Consider the following 15,203-nt stretch of genomic DNA (forward strand, 5'->3'; position numbering starts at 1 on the left):
CAAGCCATGCCGACCCCACCACCCGTGCGCGGGCTGCACCACTTCGCCTGGCGCTGTCGCGACAGCGAAGAAACCCGCCATTTCTACGAAGACCTGCTGGGCCTGCCGCTGGCCCACGTCATCAAGAGCGACCACGTGCCGAGCACGGGCGAGTACTGCCCCTACGTGCACATCTTTTTCCAGATGCGCGACGGCTCGTACATCGCCTTCTTCGATCTCGGCGACGACATTGCCGCGCTGCCCTCGCCCAATACGCCTTCGTGGGTGAACCACATCGCGCTGCGCGTGGACTCGGTGGCCGCCCTGCTGGCGGCCAAGGCACGGCTCGAAGGCGCGGGCGTCGAGGTGCTGGGCGTGACCGACCACCACATCATCGAGTCGATCTATTTCTTCGACCCCAACGGCATCCGCGTGGAGCTGACCACGCCGACCGTGCCGCAGGCCGAGATGGACGCGCATGCGCTGCGCGCCCATGCGGACCTCGATGCGTGGACCGCGCGCAAGGCCGAGCTGCGTGCCGCAAGGGGGGTATCGAGTGTCTGACCTGCAACTCGCCGTCATCGACGTCAAGCCCGGCGCATCGATGGAAAGCCAGTCGGGCCTGCAGATGCTGCGCCCGCGCATCTATGGCGCCTACCGCGCGCCGGCGGGGCCGAAAAAAATCGCGGCCATCGTGATGCACCCGACCAGCAACTTCATGGGCCACTACCTGATCGCCCCGCTGGCCGAGCGCGGCATCTGCTGCATGGGGCTGAACTCGCGCTACGTGGGCAACGACACGGTGCTGCTGATGGAGCGCGCCATTCAAGACCTGGGCGCCGGCGTGCAGTACCTGCGCGCAGCGGGCTACGAGAAGGTGTTCCTCGTCGGCAACTCAGGCGGCGCGGCGCTCGCGAGCTTCTACCAGGCGCAGGCCGAGAAGCTCACGGCCACTCATTTGCCCGACGGCGACCCCACGCACCTGCACCCGAGCGACCTGCCGCCCGTGGACGGCATCGCGCTGTGCGCCGCGCACCTGGGCCGCACGCGGCTGATGCGCGACTGGATCGACCCCTCGGTCACCGACGAGCACGACCCGCTTTCGGTGGACCCCGAACTCGACATGTACGACGCGCGCCACCGCACGCCCTACGACAGCGACTTTCTCGCGCGCTTCGGCGCAGCGCAGAAGGCGCGGCTGGACCGCATCGAGCACTGGGCCATCGAGCGCCTCGCGATGCTGCGCAGCACGCCGGGCGCACCGCGCGACCAGGCCTTCGTCGTCTACCGCACGCATGCCGACCCGCGTTGCGTGGACCTGTCGCTCGACGCGAACGACCGCTTGCCCGGCAGCGTGTGGGGCGATGCGCGGCAGGTGAACTACTCGGCCAATGCGATGGGGCGCACCACCTCCCTCACGGCGTTTCTCTCGCAATGGTCGTCGCGCTCGCAGGCCGACGGGCCGACCAACCTCGCGCGCACCACGGTGCCGAAGCTGCTGCTGACCTATACGGGCGACCAGTCGACCTTTCCGAGCACGCGCGATGCGTGGATGGCGGCGGGCGGATCGCGCATCCGCAACGTCGACATCGTGGGCGGCAACCACTATCTCGCCGGTCAACCCGAGCTGATTCCCAAGTCGGCGGACGCCATCGCCGAGTTCGCGCACGCGCTCTAGAACATCATGGAAACCTTTGCATTCGCGCCGGCCTACGAGTTGCCGAGCTGGCCTTTCACGCCTCCGCCCGAACTGAACGGCACGACGGTCGCGCGGCATCCCATCGTCATCGTCGGCGCGGGCCCCTCGGGGCTGACGCTGGCCTGCGATCTCGCGCAACGCGGCGTGCACGCCGTGTTGCTCGATGAAGACGACACCGTCGGCGTGCGCGGCGCTTCGTCGCGCGGCATCTGCTACGCGCAAAAGAGCCTGGAGATCTTCGAACGCCTGGGCATCTACGAGCGCATCGCGGCCAAGGGCATCACCTGGTCGTTCGGGCGCACCTTCTCAGGCGAGCAGGAGGTCTACAACTTCAACCTGCAGGTGAACAGCGTCTCGAAGCAGCCGCCGTTCATCAACCTGCAGCAGTTCTACATCGAGTGGTTCCTGGTCGAGCGCATCCTCGAGCTCGGGCTCACCGACGTGCGCTGGAAGAGCCGCATGACGCGCGTCGAGCAGCTGGCCGATGGCGTGCGCCTGGACATCGAGACGCCCGCCGGCAGCTACACGATCGAGGCGGACCGGCTGATCGATGCCACCGGCGCCAACAGCCCGATCCGCACGCAGCTCGGCATCGAGGCGCACGCCTCGCGCAGCACCGACCGCTGGTGCATCAGCGACGTGCGCTTCAGGAAGCCGCTGCCGACCGAGCGCTGGACCTGGGTCGATGCACCGTTCAACGAAGGCCGCGGCGTGTGGCAGCACCTGATGGCCGATGGCGTGTGGCGCATCGACTACCAGATGCCCGAAGACTGCGACACGGCCCACATCAGCCAGCCCGAGGTGGCGGGCGCGCGGCTGCGCGAGCAACTGGGGCCGGACGTGGAGTTCGAATTCGTGTGGATCGGGCCGTATGGCTACCGCGACCACCTGCTCGACAGTTTCCGGCACGGCAACGTGTTCTTCATCGGCGATGCGGCACATGTGGTGAGCCCGTTCGGTGCGCGCGGCGGGAACAGCGGGATTCAGGATGCGGCCAACCTCGGGTGGAAGCTCGCGCTGGTGGCCCAGGGCAAGGCAGGCGATGCGCTGCTCGACAGCTACGACGCCGAACGGCAGCCCGCAGCGAAGCAGAACCTGCAGGTCACGAGCCGCTCGGCGCGCTTTCTCGCGCCGCGCTCGCCGGCCGAGCACACGCTGCGCCGGGCCGTGGTGGCGCTGGCCGCGCGGCATTCGTTTGCGCGCGCGCTGGTGAACACCGGGCGCATGTCGGTCGCGAACGAGTACCCCGCCGCGCCGCAGTTGCCCGAGGGCGGACGATCCGTGCAGAACCTGCCGCTGCGCTGGGCCGATGGGCGCGAGACGACGCTGATGCAACTGCTGGCCGAGGACACGCAATGCATCGGCCTGTGGTTCGCGCCGACGCGCGACCAGGCCAGTGCGGCGCTCGAGGCCGCCGCGTCGCTGCCGCTGCACTTGCTGGCCGTGGGCGGCAACAGCGGCCTGCCCACGCTGCAGGCCGACGAGCAGCTCGCCAGCCATCTCGGCATCGGCGACGCGGGCGGCTTCGTCCTCGTGCGACCCGACGCCTACCGCGCGGCCGTACTGGCGAAACCGACCCCGGAAACCATCGCCACCGCCTTGCACATCGCGCTTGCCCACGACAACAGCAACCCATGATCACCGAGCCCCGCATCCCCGATCCCGACGGCTTCTACGCCGCATTGCTCGCGGCACACGAAGGCCTCAGCGAAGCGCAGAGCGCCAACCTCAATGCCCGCCTCGTGCTGCTGCTGGCCAACCAGTGCGCCGACCAGCGCGTGCTGCTTGCCTGCATCCAGGCGGCGGCCGAAGAAGACCTCACGACAACGAACACCCCATGACCATGACCGTTTCCTTCGCATCCGCCTCCGACACCCGCGAGCAGAAGCCCCGGCTGCAGGAGCTCGGGCCCGGCGCCTACGGCTACATCAGCGACTTCGATCCCAACTGCGGCTTCGTCGTCGGCGACGAGCACGTGGTGCTGATCGACACGCGCCCCACGCCGCGCATGGCGCGCGATTTCCTGGCCGCCATCCGCACGGTGACCGACAAGCCCATCCGCACCATCGTGCTCACCCACTACCACGCGGTGCGCGTGATGGGCGCGAGCGCCTTCGACGAGGTGCGCGAGATCGTCGCCAGCAGCGGCACGCTCTACTGGATCCACACGCGCGGCCAGGCCGACTTCGACTCGGAGGTCGGCCGCTTTCCGCGCCTGTTCGCGGGCGTCGAGGAAATACCTGGGCTGACCATCCCCACCACGGTCTTCGATCGCGAGACCACGCTGCCGCTGGGCGGCGGCCGCGAGTTGCGGCTGATGTCGCTGGGCCGCGGCCATTCGGGCGGCGACGCGGTCGCGTGGCTGCCCGACTGCGGCGTGCTCTTTTCGGGCGACGTGGTCGAGAACCGCTGCGGCGTGTATGCGGGCGACGCCTACATCGGCGACTGGGCCGGCACGCTCGACGCTGTGGCCGCTCTGAAGCCGCGCGTGCTGGTGCCCGGCCGTGGCGCAGTGCTGCAGGACGAGGCCGCGTGCGCCGAGGCCATCGGGCTCACCAAGGCATTCCTCTCGACGCTGCTCGAGAGCGTGAAGGCCGGCATCGCGGCGGGCGAGACGCTCAAGGGCTGCTTCGCCCGCGCCGAGGCGGCGATGACGCCGCGCTTCGGCGACTGGCCCGTGTTCCAGCACGTGCTGCCCTTCGACGTCTCGCGCGCCTACGACGAGCTGCGAGGCATCGAGCACCCGGTGGTGTGGACCGCCGAGCGCGACCGCGAGCTGTGGCAGGTCCTGCGCGGCGAATGATCTGAACCGACTTCCAAAACAAGCAACGGAGACAAGAGACGATGAAGCGATTTTTTCTTCCCCTGCTGGCCTCGGCCTTCGCGCTGGCCACCGGCCTCGCATCGGCGCAGCCGGCCGCCTATCCCAGCCAGCCGATCAAATGGATCGTGCCCTACGTGGCCGGCGGAGGCACCGACAACCTCGCGCGCACGCTGGCCGAGGCGATGCAGCCATCGCTGGGGCAGCCGCTCATCATCGACAACCGGCCGGGCGCCTCCACCAACATCGGCGTGGGCGTGATGATGCAGGCCAAGCCCGACGGCTACACCATCATGCAGGCCGAGAACGCGGCGCTGCTCTTCAACGAGCACATGTTCGCCAAGCTGCCCTACAAGCCCGCGAGCGACTTCACCTACATCGGCGCCATCGGGCGCTTTCCGGTGGCGCTGGTGGTGCATCCCGACTTCCCCGCGAAGAACGTGGCGGAGTTCGTGCGCTACGTGAAGGCCAACCCCGACAAGGTGAGCTACGCCTCGCCCGGCAACGGCTCGCCGCACCACATGGCGATGGAGCTCTTCAAGCAGAAGGCAGGCCTGACGATCACGCACGTGCCGTACAAGGGCGCGGCGCCGGCCATGACGGACGTGATGGGCGGCCAGGTGCCGACGATGATGCTGGACCTGGCCTCGGGCTTGCCGATCATCAAGGCGGGCAAGGTGCGCGTGCTGGCCATCGCGCTGCCGCAGCGCGCGGGCGCCATGCCCGAGGTGCCGACCTTCGTCGAGGCCGGCTTCCCCGACGTCAATGCCTATGCCTTCCACGGCCTGATCGGCCCGGCCGGCATGCCGCCAGAGGCCGTGGCGCGGCTCAACAGCGAGTTGCACAAGGCGATGAAGGCACCGAAAGTGGTGAAGCTGTTCGCGGACTTCGGCTTCGAGGCTCTGCCCGGAACGCCGCAGGATTTCTACAAGCTCTCGCGGACAGAGAGCGAGCGCTGGGGCAACATCATCAGGACGGCGGGCGTCAAGCTCGACTGACTGGTCACCAGCCCAGCCAAAGGTGCAGCGGCAGGTACACCGCCATGCCCGCGAGCATCGTGCCAAGCACGCCGCGCCGCCAGTAGAAGTACACCGCGCCGACCACCGCCGCATACAGGCGGGCGTCGTGCAGCGTGGTGATCAGGTGGCCCTGCGTCATGACGATCTCGGGCGCGATCACGCCCGCGAGCGCGGCGGCCGGCGCGTAGTGCAGCGCGCGGTGCGCCCAATCGGGCAGGCCCCAGGGCCGGTCGAGGATGAAGAAGAAGCAGCGCGTGAGCACGGTGACGAGCGCCAGCCCGACGATCACGCCCATGGTCCACCAGTCGGTGGTCGCGCTCACTTGTCGTCCTCCGCCGTGGGGTCGAGGCCGAATTGTTTTTCGAGCCAGAAGCACAGCAGCACCGCAACGCCGATGGCGGCCACGATGTTGAGTTTCAGCGGCAGCGCATAAGCCGCCACGGCCGTGGCACCGGCAATCAGCGCGGCCAGCACGCGCAACCGTGTCGTCGCCATCGAACAGACGATGGCCACCAGGCTCAGCACGCCCGCGAAGCCCAGCCCCCAGGTCTGCGGAATGAAGTTGGCCAGCGCGACGCCCAGCAGGCTCATGCCCATCCAGGCGCACCAGGTCACGAAGTAGTTGCCGGTGAGGTAGGCCTCCTGGGCTTCCTGCTCGGCGATGGTCAGCGGCGGCTGGGGGTACTTTTTGGTGAAGAACGCGTAGCTCAGGTCGGCCGTGAGGTAGCCGTGCAGCATGCGGCGCCAGCGCGGCATGTGCATGAGGTAAGGCCGCAGGTGCAGGCTGAACACCACGAAGCGCAGGTTCACGCAGAAGCCCGTGGCCAGGATCACCCAGGCCGGCGCGCCCGCGAACAGCAACGGAATGGCCGCGAGCTGCGAACTGCCCGCGTAGACCAGCAGGGTCATCGCCACGGCCTCGAGCACGCTCATGTTCGACTTGACCATGGCCACGCCGGTCATCAGCCCCCAGGCGCCGATGCCGAGCGCCACCGGGGACATGTCGCGGATGCCGATGCGGAATTCCGGGCGGCTGCGAATGCTTTGCGAGAGAAACATCAGCCGAACACTTGCCCGGGCTTCAGGTCGAAGCCGCGCAGGAAATCGGCCGCGGCGAGGCGCTTGCCGCCCGGCCGCTGGAGTTCAGTGACGGTGACAACCGAATCGGCAGCCGCCGCCACGGCCACGCCGGTATCGGTGACGGCGAGGATCGTGCCCGGCGCGGCCGATGCCGTGGGGGACGGCATCGCGTGGGCCGCCCACAGCTTGATGGTCTCGCCGTCGAGCGGGCTGTTGGCGCCCGGAAAAGGGTCGAAAGCACGGATGCGGCGCACGATGGCGTCGGCCGGATGGGCCCAGTCGATCAGCGCCTCGTGCTTCTCGACCTTGCTGGCGTAGGTGACGCCTTCGGCCGGCTGCGGCGTGCGGACGAGCGCGCCGATATCCGCAAGCGCCTCGACGATCATCTTTCCGCCCAGTTCGGCCAGCCGGTCGTGCAGGCGGGCGGTGTTGTCGTCGCCGATGTCGACGGCCTCGCGCAGCAGCATGTCGCCGGTGTCGAGCCCGGCGTCCATCTGCATGATGGTGATGCCGGTCTGCGCGTCGCCGGCCTCGATGGCGCGGTGGATCGGCGCAGCGCCGCGCCAGCGCGGCAGCAGGCTCGCATGGATGTTGAGGCAGCCGTGCACCGGCAGGTCGAGCACCCACTGAGGCAGGATCAGACCATAAGCCGCGACCACCATCACGTCGGGCTTCGCGGCCAGCAGGGCGTCGCGCGCGGCCGAGGCTTCGTCGGGGTACTTGCCATCGAGCCGCAGGCTGCGCGGCTGGGCCACGGGCCAGTTGTTGGCAACGGCGCATTGCTTGACGGGCGACGCCTGCAGCTTCATGCCGCGGCCGGCGGGCCGGTCGGGCTGGCTCATCACCAGCACCACGTCATGGCCGGCGGCGGCAATGGCCTCCAGCGCGACGCGCGCGAACTCGGGCGTGCCCGCAAAAACGACTCTGAGGCGGCTCAATCGCGGATCCGATCGAGCTCGAGATCGTCCCCCGTGTGGTAGCGCCGGACCACGCCGGTCGGATCGATGTAGATGTACAGCATGCGGCGCTCGTTCACGGCCTTGTAGCGCCAGGTCCAGACGGCACCGTCGAAGGAGCTGACGCGGGTGATTTCATAGGGACGGCCGTAGAAGGCCATCACGTCGTTCTGGCGCCACTGGTTGACCTTGATGTCCTGGCCGAAGCGCGCCTCGCTGAGCACCTGCGTCACCGAGACCACCTTGCCCGAGGCGTCGACATCGATGTCGGTCACCTCGAAGCCGGCCGGCATGCGCGAGTACTGCAGCCGCTCGCCGCCGCCCGTCAGCGGGTAGCGGCCAGTGGGCGCACCCAGGCGCTGCAGGGTGTCGGCGGCCGTGGCACCGGGCTGGATGCGCGTGGGTTCGTTGGCGCAGCCGGCAAGCCCCAGGGCGGCGACGGCGGCGACCGCCAGCGCTGCAAGGGAACCGAAACCACGTGCGCGCATGGGATCAGGCCCGTTCGCGCAGGTCTTCGCGCTGCTGCTTGAGCAGCTTGCTCTTGATGCGGTTGCGCTTCAGGGGGGAAAGGTACTCAACGAACACCTTGCCCAGCAGGTGGTCGAGTTCGTGCTGGATGCACACGGCCAGCAGGCCGTCGGCCTCGATGGTGCGCGACTCGCCGTTCTCGTCGAGCGCCTGCACCTTCACAGAGGTGGAACGCATCACGCCGTCGTAGATGCCGGGCACCGAGAGGCAGCCCTCTTCGTTCAGCACCTTCTCGTCGCTGGCCCAGGTGATCTCGGGGTTAATCAGCACGATCGGCTGGTTGCGCTCCTCGGAAATGTCGATGACGACGAGGCGCTCGTGCACGTCGACCTGGGTCGCCGCCAAGCCGATGCCGCTGGCGTCGTACATGGTTTCCAGCATGTCGGCAACCAGGGCCTTGACGCGCGCGTCGACGCCCTGCACCGGCTTGGCCACCGTGTGCAGGCGTTTGTCCGGGTAACTCAGAATGATTCGTTTGGCCATGAAATCGGGGAAAAGTTGTGGCTATTTTCGCCATTTCCGCGACTCAAGGCGCCGCAGGGGCCCGAAATCGTTGCCCTCGCAAGGGCTTCAGCGCAGAATTCGTAGCAAATTGTGAGATTCGTATGCGCCGCGCTACTGCGGGCGCTCACCCATCCAGAAATGAAAAAGCTCAGACTCACCGAACGCCAGCGCCCCTCCCTCCTTGCCACGCTGACTGCCCTGGCAGTCATCGGCAGCTGCGGCGCCACGACAGCCTGGGCCCAGAACTACCCCGTCACCCCGCAGCAGCGCGCCACGGCGCAGCAGACCGCCCAGGCCGGCGTGCCGCTGAGCGAACTGTCGCCCAAGGCGCCGGACGAATACACCGTCAAGCCCGGCGACACGCTCTGGGCCATCTCGCGCCTCTACCTGCTGCGCCCCTGGCGCTGGCCGGAGCTGTGGGGCATGAACATCAATGAAATCGCCAACCCGCACCGGATCTATCCGGGCCAGGTGCTCTACCTGGACAAGAGCGGCGGCCGCGCCCGCCTGACCACCCGCCGCGGCGGCTTCAGCGGCGACGGCGGAACCATCAAGCTGTCACCCCGCACCCGTTTCGACTCGCTGGCCGGCATGGCATTGCCCACGCTCAACCCGAGCATCATCGAGCCCTTCCTCAGCGAGCCCATCGTGGTGGACGCCGGCACGCTGGAAAGCGCGCCGCGCATCGTCGCGGGCAACGACAGCCGCGTGCTGTTGTCGCGCGGCGACCGGGCCTATGCCCGCGGCAGCGCCGAAGCGCCGCTGGTCGAGGTGCCGGGACCGGTGCAGAACTTTCGCATTTTCCGCAATGCCACGCCGCTGAAGGACCCGGGCACGGGCGAAATCCTCGGCTACGAGGCGCAGTACCTGGGCAAGGCCCGGCTGCAGCGCGGCGAGTCGACCACGGTCGAGACGGTGGAAGACAAGGACGTCATCACGGTGGTGCCCGCCAGCATCGACATCGTCGCGTCGCGCGAGGAAATGCGCGCCGGCGACCGCCTGCTGCCCGAGCCGCCGCGCCAGCTGCTGAGCTACGCGCCGCGCGCGCCCTCCACCCAGGTGGACGGCCGCATCGTGTCGGTCTATGGCAACGCGGTGCAGTTCGCGGCGCAGAACCAGGTGGTGGCCATCAACAAGGGCACGCGCGACGGTATCGACAGCGGCCACGTGCTGGCCATCCTGAAGAACGGCGAAACCATCCTCGACCGCACTGGCGCCCGCAAGGAAACCATCAAGCTGCCGAACGAACGCATCGGCCTGCTGATGGTGTTCCGCACCTTCGAGAAGGTTTCGTACGCACTGGTGCTCGAAATCAACGACACTCCGCGCGCCGGCGACTTCCTCGTCAACCCCTGACCAGCGACCCCGGCTTCATTCCTCGCACACTCGTTTGGAACGCGCAGAACTCGCAGGCTGGCTGCGGCTTTCATTGACGCCCGGCATCGGTGACGGTGCCGCACGCCGTTTGCTCGCGGCCTTCGGGCTGCCCGACGGCATCTTTGCGCAGCCCCATGCCGCGCTGCGCGAGGTCGTCTCCTCGGCGCAGGCCGAAGCGCTGCAGCAGCCGCCCCCCGGCCTGCAGGCGCAGATCGACCAGACCTGGCAATGGCTGCAGGCGGCCGATGGCGGCGTCTCGCGCCGCATCGTGACGCTGGGCGACAGCGGCTATCCGGCCTCGCTGCTCGAAATGGCCGACCCGCCGCTGATGCTCTACGTGCTGGGCGCCGCAGATTTCGACCTGACGCAACTGGGCAACAGCATCGCCGTCGTGGGCAGCCGCAATCCGACGCCGCAGGGCGCCACCAACGCGCGCAGCTTCGCGCGGGCGCTGGGCGAGGCGGGGCTGCCGGTCGTCTCGGGCCTCGCGCTGGGCGTCGATGGCGCGGCGCACCAGGGCGCGCTCGATGCGGCCGGCGATGCACCCCGGCTCGCAACGGTGGCCGTGGTGGGCACCGGGCTCGACCGCGTCTATCCCGCACGGCATCGCGACCTGGCGCACCGCATCACGCTGCAGGGGCTGATCGTGAGCGAGCTGCCGCTGGGCACACCGCCGCTCACGCAGAATTTTCCGAAGCGCAACCGGCTCATCGCCGGGCTGGCACGCGGCACGCTGGTGGTCGAGGCGGCGCTGCAGTCGGGCTCGCTGATCACAGCGCGGCTCACGTCGGAGCAGGGCAAGGAAGTGTTCGCGATTCCGGGCTCCATCCATTCCCCGCAATCGCGCGGCTGCCATGCGCTGATCCGCCAGGGCGCGAAGCTCGTGGAATCGGTCAACGACATTCTCGAAGAGCTGCCGCCCCTGCAGCCGCGCGCGGCGGCGGCGCCCGCGTCCGGCAACGGAAGCACGGCCGCTGTCGCCACCGACGAAGACCCGCTTCTGGAAGCCCTCGGCCACGACCCCGTGAGCCTCGATGCCCTCAGCGCGCGCACCGGCTGGAGCGCCGCGGCACTGCAGGCGAAGATGCTCGAGCTCGAGCTGGACGGCCATATCGCACGCCTGCCCGGCGGCCTCTTCCAGAGAACGGCCATCGGCTGATTCACGGGCCACGCCCTTTTGCAGGGGCCGCCGCGCACGGCCGCCCGAAGCGGCCGGCCCGCCCCCGGCAGGGGGAAGGAGAAGTGACACGAAGTGCACGAAGCCTGGGGGTGAGCCACGTTCCTCGGCTATATTGGGCTCATGTTCGAAGTGCTTGTTTTTGTGTACGAAAACTATTGGCGCGGCGATGCCTGTCCCGAACCCGATCAGCTGGGCCGCAAGCTCAGCGCGCACGGCTTCGAGGCAGAGGAAATCCGCGAGGCCCTTCACTGGCTCGACGGCCTGAGCCTTGCCACGCAAGGCATGCAGATCGAGCGCAGCGCCAACGACGAGGCCAGCGCCACGGTCGTTCTTCGGGGCACTCCCGAAGCGGCCATTCCGCAGTCCGCCGATGCGATGCGCATCTACTCGCAGGCCGAGCAGGAGCACCTCGGCGCCGAGTGCCTCGGCTTCATCCGCTTTCTCGAATCGTCGAACGTGCTGCCCTGCGGCCTGCGCGAGATCGTCGTCGAGCGCGCCATGGCGGCCCCCGGCGACCCGGTCGCGCTCGACGAGCTGAAGATCATCGTATTGATGGTGCACTGGAGCACGGGCATCGAACCCGATGCGCTGGTGCTCGATGAGCTCTGCGAAACCCGCGAAGGCCGCACGGCACACTAGCGCCGTCCTGGGGACTGGCTGCTAGTTCAGCAGCCGCTCGGGGTTGGCATCCAGCTTGGCCAGCGCTTCGCGCGTGGCGCGCACCGTGAGCGTTTCCTCTTCCGCCGGCACCAGCAAGCCGGCCTGCAGGTAGGTCGCCAGCCGCCCCGCCTGGATCAGGAAGCTGCGCCCATCCGACGAAGCGAACAGGTGCAGCTGCTTGCGCTCGCTGCGCCAGACGAACTGCACCTGGCTCACGCGGTCGTTGTGGTCCAGCATGAACCAGTTGCCCACCTGCAGCTCATGCGCCCAGGCGAGCATGTCCTCGGGCACCTTGGTGCCGGCGGCGTCGGGAATGACCTCGATCGAGGCGGCATCCACGCCCAGCAGCAGTTCGATGCTGTGGGCATCGAGCGGCAGGTCGGCGGTGCCGCCCACGTCGGTCACGAAATCTTCCAGGTGCGCCAGCCGCTCGGCCATCGCTTCGATCTTGGCCTGCGGGATCGCCTCGGTCTTCGACAGGAAGGCGTCGGACAGCGTGGCGCCGATGATCTTGATGTGCGCCTCCTGCGGCTCGTCCACGATGCCGAGCAGGGCCATGCCCTGGCGCAGTCGCTGCAGCAACTGCGGCAGGTCCTGGATCACGCGGGCGCGGTCGGTTCGGTTGGGCTTGGCGCTCGCAGCCCACACCAGCTCCGAAGCCACGCGCTTGAGCATCACGGTCTGTTCGCCCTGCGCGCCGTAGCGCAGCGCGGCGATGGCGAGCACCTCGGCCCAGACCTTGAAGAGGAACTCGCGGATCTCGTCGCGCACCGGCATGTCGTTGAGCATCTTGCGCAACTCGATGGTGTACTGGATCGCCATCGTCTCCTTCTGCTCGACCTGCTGCGCCACGCTCATCACGCGCTGCGTGGTGTCGCTCTGGGTCAGGTAGCGGTTGAGGAAGGCGACGAATTCGTCGAACACCAGCTTGAACACGCGCTGGCCGGTTTCGGGATACTGCTCGATCACCTGCACGACGCGGCGGATCTCGCCTTCGAGCGCGCTGCCGGTGATGGCGGCCGCGTCGAAGCCCATCACGCAGGAGCCCATGCGGTCGATCAGCATGCGCGCGGGGTGCTGCAGCGTGCCGAAGAACTCGGGCTCGGCGATGGCCACGCGCAGCACCGGCATCTGCAGGCGCGCGAACCACACGCGCGCCGAGAACGGAATGCGCTCTTCGGCCAGGATGGCCTGGAACATCAGCGCCACGATCTCGACCGTGGCCTTGTCGGCCGTGGTGGGCGCGCGCTTCTTGAGTTCGGTGGAGCGCCGGCGCAGGTCGACGGCGGTCTGCTGGATCAGCGTGGCCTGTTCGCCCGCACCGTCCATGTACTGCGTGGCAGCCATCCGGTAGGCGACCTCGGCGTCGGCGATGGCGCCGGCGAAGGTCCTGGAGAACACACGGGGCGCCGCGCCGCCGCCCTGGCCCGGTTGGCTGACTTGGCTGCCGCCACCCGTGGCGCGCCCTTCCGCGCCCCCGGCCTGGAACTGTGCGGCGGCACCGCCCGCGTCGCCGCCGATGCGTGCGGTCACGAAGCGCTTGAGGCTCAGCAGCGCGGTCTGCGCACGTTGCCGCGCCATCATCAGCGGCGAGCCGCCGGTGGTCGACGTGGGCGCCATGGTCGACGGCATGGACGCCTGCTGCTGTCCTTCGAATCCGTACCCAGGGCGCTGCGCAATGGGAGAACTGCCGGACATGCCGCTGTCGACCGGCGCGACGCCCGATCCGCCGCTGCCTGCATTGCCCGTGCGCCGGACAAAGCTCTTGAGATCGATCTCCTGCATCACGCCATTGGCGATCAGGTAGGCGTTGGCGCTCTCGTAGGCCTTGACGACCACCTCGACCAGCCCTTGCTGCACCGTGTCCTGCACGCGGGCCCACAACCCGCGGCTCAGGCCTGCCGCCAGCCACTGGTCGACCAGCAGCTTGGCCAGTGTCTCGGGCTTGAGCACGTCCCTGGCGTCGAGCTCGGTCGTGCCTTCGAGGTATTGGATGCGCAGGCGCAGGTCGCTGAGTTCGAAGCTGGCCTTGTCGTGGATCATCTGCGCGAGGCGCGAGGAGAGGATGTTGCTCTCCACCACTTCATTGCCGATCAGTTCGAGCCGCAGAGCCGCAGGCGCGGTCATGGCGCCGGACGTGGTACCCAGCGCCTTGCGCCAGCCCGCCTGCGCAAGCGTCACCCATTGCGTGGCCTGCCCCTGGAACGCGACGAAGTCGTCGCGGTTTTCCTGCATGGCGCGGGCGTTGCCGGCCTCGGAGGCCAGCGCCGTCAGCCGGTCCCGGATCGCGCCGGCCAGCGGCGCAATGGCGCCTTCCGTGGCCATGACGAAACGCTCACGCGTCTCGCGTGCGAGCTGCAGGGAAGAGGCGGACCGCGCAATGCTCATTGAAAAATCGGGAAGGCCAGGGTGGTTTGAACCCCGGAGTATCCGTCAGACCACGGCGCCGGCGTTCGGGTCGTCCTCGGATTCGCCGTCGCGCTTGGTCGGGCCGCCCTTGATGAGGTCTTCGCGCTTCACGCCGAGCCACATGGCGATCGCCGCCGCAACGAAGGCCGACGAGTAGATGCCGAAGCAGATGCCGATGGTCAGCGCCAGCGCGAAGTAGTGCAGGGTCGGGCCGCCGAAAAAGAACATCGACAGCACCACCAGCTGGGTGGAACCGTGGGTGATGATGGTCCGGCTGATGGTCGAGGTGATCGCGTTGTCGATGATCTCGGTGGTCGACATCTTCCGGTAACGGCGGAAGTTCTCGCGGATCCGGTCGAAGATCACGACCGACTCGTTCACCGAGTACCCGAGCACCGCCAGCACCGCCGCCAGCACCGCCAGCGAGAACTCCCACTGGAAGAAGGCGAAGAAGCCCAGGATGATCACCACGTCGTGCAGGTTCGCCAGCACGGTGGCCAGCGCAAACTTCCACTCGAAGCGGAACGCCAAGTAGATCATGATGCCCACGACCACCATGCCCAGGGCCTTCAGGCCGTTGGTCGTGAGTTCGTCGCCGACCTGCGGGCCGACGAATTCATTGCTGCGCAGCTCCACCGTCGGCTCGGCCACCTTCAGCGCGTCCATCACCTGGGCGCTCTGCTGGGCGGAGGTCACGCCCTTCTTGACCGGCAGGCGGATCTGCACCGACTTGCCGAAGCTCTGCACCTGCACTTCGGTGTAGCCCAGCTTGCCGACGATGTCGCGCACCTTGCCGACGTCGGCCGACTGCGTGTAGGCGACTTCCATCACCGTGCCGCCGGTGAACTCCACCGACAGGTGCAGCCCGCGGTGGAGCAGGAAGAACACCGCAAGCGCGAAGGTGACGAAGGAGATGATGTTCAGCACCAGCGCGTGGCGCATGAACGGGATGGTCTTGTGGATGCGGAAGAATTCCATGGCTGTCTCTTCT

16 protein-coding genes are annotated in these 15,203 nt (G+C 68.2%); 9 read left to right on the top strand and 7 right to left on the bottom strand.

Translation table 11 applies throughout. The features are described from left to right. Positions 1-6: 6 nt before the first annotated feature. The 6 genes from ASC92_RS14965 to ASC92_RS14990 are packed head-to-tail and all read left to right on the top strand — an operon-like array spanning position 7 to position 5,497. Positions 7-543, top strand: coding sequence for a VOC family protein (locus tag ASC92_RS14965; protein WP_056516849.1), 537 nt, complete (start codon positions 7-9; stop codon positions 541-543). Next, complete coding sequence (locus ASC92_RS14970) at positions 536-1,657, top strand: alpha/beta hydrolase family protein (RefSeq protein WP_056516852.1); 1,122 nt, start codon at positions 536-538, stop codon at positions 1,655-1,657. The genes ASC92_RS14965 and ASC92_RS14970 overlap by 8 nt, the downstream gene beginning before the upstream one ends. 6 nt (positions 1,658-1,663) lie before the next feature. Beyond that, positions 1,664-3,316, top strand: a complete 1,653-nt coding sequence (locus ASC92_RS14975) for an FAD-dependent monooxygenase (protein WP_056516857.1) — start codon at positions 1,664-1,666, stop codon at positions 3,314-3,316. After that, on the top strand, positions 3,313-3,519 hold the full coding sequence (locus tag ASC92_RS14980) for a DUF2783 domain-containing protein (RefSeq protein WP_056516860.1): 207 nt from the start codon (positions 3,313-3,315) through the stop codon (positions 3,517-3,519). The genes ASC92_RS14975 and ASC92_RS14980 overlap by 4 nt, the downstream gene beginning before the upstream one ends. Continuing rightward, positions 3,516-4,481, top strand: coding sequence for an MBL fold metallo-hydrolase (locus ASC92_RS14985; RefSeq protein ID WP_082519599.1), 966 nt, complete (start codon positions 3,516-3,518; stop codon positions 4,479-4,481). Before ASC92_RS14980 ends, ASC92_RS14985 begins: the two co-directional genes overlap by 4 nt. Positions 4,482-4,522: 41 nt before the next feature. Then, positions 4,523-5,497: a Bug family tripartite tricarboxylate transporter substrate binding protein gene (locus ASC92_RS14990; protein WP_056516863.1), complete on the top strand. Its 975-nt coding sequence runs from the start codon at positions 4,523-4,525 to the stop codon at positions 5,495-5,497. A gap of 4 nt (positions 5,498-5,501) precedes the next feature. Here the strand turns inward: ASC92_RS14990 and ASC92_RS14995 are convergent, their stop codons facing one another. Genes ASC92_RS14995 through def form a run of 5 tightly spaced genes read right to left on the bottom strand, consistent with a single transcriptional unit; the run spans position 5,502 to position 8,565 of the window. After that, the gene (locus ASC92_RS14995; RefSeq protein ID WP_056517867.1) at positions 5,502-5,813 is read right to left on the bottom strand and encodes an AzlD domain-containing protein; all 312 of its coding nucleotides are present in this window, start codon (positions 5,811-5,813) and stop codon (positions 5,502-5,504) included. Positions 5,814-5,836: 23 nt separating this feature from the next. Next, the gene (locus tag ASC92_RS15000) at positions 5,837-6,577 is read right to left on the bottom strand and encodes an AzlC family ABC transporter permease (RefSeq protein WP_056516868.1); all 741 of its coding nucleotides are present in this window, start codon (positions 6,575-6,577) and stop codon (positions 5,837-5,839) included. Next, on the bottom strand, positions 6,577-7,536 hold the full coding sequence (gene fmt / locus ASC92_RS15005) for a methionyl-tRNA formyltransferase (protein ID WP_056516872.1): 960 nt from the start codon (positions 7,534-7,536) through the stop codon (positions 6,577-6,579). Before fmt ends, ASC92_RS15000 begins: the two co-directional genes overlap by 1 nt. Beyond that, complete coding sequence (locus tag ASC92_RS15010) at positions 7,533-8,042, bottom strand: hypothetical protein (RefSeq protein WP_056516875.1); 510 nt, start codon at positions 8,040-8,042, stop codon at positions 7,533-7,535. Before ASC92_RS15010 ends, fmt begins: the two co-directional genes overlap by 4 nt. Positions 8,043-8,046: 4 nt before the next feature. Beyond that, a complete protein-coding gene (gene def, locus ASC92_RS15015) occupies positions 8,047-8,565 on the bottom strand; it encodes a peptide deformylase (RefSeq protein ID WP_056516878.1) in 519 nt (172 codons plus the stop codon). 159 nt (positions 8,566-8,724) lie between these two features. Here def and ASC92_RS15020 point away from each other — a divergent pair, with 159 nt between their 5' ends. The 3 genes from ASC92_RS15020 to ASC92_RS15030 all read left to right on the top strand — a co-directional run bounded on the left by ASC92_RS15020 (position 8,725) and on the right by ASC92_RS15030 (position 11,782). Continuing rightward, a complete protein-coding gene (locus ASC92_RS15020) occupies positions 8,725-9,942 on the top strand; it encodes a LysM peptidoglycan-binding domain-containing protein (protein ID WP_056516880.1) in 1,218 nt (405 codons plus the stop codon). Between the two features lie 34 nt (positions 9,943-9,976). After that, a complete protein-coding gene (gene dprA, locus ASC92_RS15025; RefSeq protein WP_056516883.1) occupies positions 9,977-11,122 on the top strand; it encodes a DNA-processing protein DprA in 1,146 nt (381 codons plus the stop codon). Positions 11,123-11,263: 141 nt separating this feature from the next. After that, positions 11,264-11,782 (top strand): DUF494 family protein, encoded by a 519-nt coding sequence (locus ASC92_RS15030; protein WP_056516886.1) that lies wholly within the window; start codon positions 11,264-11,266, stop codon positions 11,780-11,782. A 21-nt stretch (positions 11,783-11,803) separates the two neighbouring features. Here the strand turns inward: ASC92_RS15030 and ASC92_RS15035 are convergent, their stop codons facing one another. Together ASC92_RS15035 and secF are read right to left on the bottom strand one after the other, a co-directional pair. Continuing rightward, on the bottom strand, positions 11,804-14,191 hold the full coding sequence (locus ASC92_RS15035; protein ID WP_056516889.1) for a DUF1631 family protein: 2,388 nt from the start codon (positions 14,189-14,191) through the stop codon (positions 11,804-11,806). 45 nt (positions 14,192-14,236) lie between these two features. Beyond that, the gene (gene secF, locus ASC92_RS15040; protein ID WP_056516892.1) at positions 14,237-15,190 is read right to left on the bottom strand and encodes a protein translocase subunit SecF; all 954 of its coding nucleotides are present in this window, start codon (positions 15,188-15,190) and stop codon (positions 14,237-14,239) included. Positions 15,191-15,203 lie beyond the last annotated feature (13 nt).

Source organism: Variovorax sp. Root411 (genome assembly GCF_001425205.1).
Lineage (GTDB): Bacteria > Pseudomonadota > Gammaproteobacteria > Burkholderiales > Burkholderiaceae_C > Variovorax.

Coding starts and splice junctions, on each gene's coding strand:
- ASC92_RS14965 (WP_056516849.1), top strand. CDS start 7: ATGCCGACCCCACCACCCGTGCGCGGGCTGCACCACTTCGCCTGGCGC.
- ASC92_RS14975 (WP_056516857.1), top strand. CDS start 1,664: ATGGAAACCTTTGCATTCGCGCCGGCCTACGAGTTGCCGAGCTGGCCT.
- ASC92_RS14980 (WP_056516860.1), top strand. CDS start 3,313: ATGATCACCGAGCCCCGCATCCCCGATCCCGACGGCTTCTACGCCGCA.
- ASC92_RS14985 (WP_082519599.1), top strand. CDS start 3,516: ATGACCATGACCGTTTCCTTCGCATCCGCCTCCGACACCCGCGAGCAG.
- ASC92_RS14990 (WP_056516863.1), top strand. CDS start 4,523: ATGAAGCGATTTTTTCTTCCCCTGCTGGCCTCGGCCTTCGCGCTGGCC.
- ASC92_RS14995 (WP_056517867.1), bottom strand. CDS start 5,813: ATGGGCGTGATCGTCGGGCTGGCGCTCGTCACCGTGCTCACGCGCTGC.
- ASC92_RS15000 (WP_056516868.1), bottom strand. CDS start 6,577: ATGTTTCTCTCGCAAAGCATTCGCAGCCGCCCGGAATTCCGCATCGGC.
- ASC92_RS15010 (WP_056516875.1), bottom strand. CDS start 8,042: ATGCGCGCACGTGGTTTCGGTTCCCTTGCAGCGCTGGCGGTCGCCGCC.
- def (WP_056516878.1), bottom strand. CDS start 8,565: ATGGCCAAACGAATCATTCTGAGTTACCCGGACAAACGCCTGCACACG.
- ASC92_RS15020 (WP_056516880.1), top strand. CDS start 8,725: ATGAAAAAGCTCAGACTCACCGAACGCCAGCGCCCCTCCCTCCTTGCC.
- ASC92_RS15030 (WP_056516886.1), top strand. CDS start 11,264: ATGTTCGAAGTGCTTGTTTTTGTGTACGAAAACTATTGGCGCGGCGAT.
- ASC92_RS15035 (WP_056516889.1), bottom strand. CDS start 14,191: ATGAGCATTGCGCGGTCCGCCTCTTCCCTGCAGCTCGCACGCGAGACG.
- secF (WP_056516892.1), bottom strand. CDS start 15,190: ATGGAATTCTTCCGCATCCACAAGACCATCCCGTTCATGCGCCACGCG.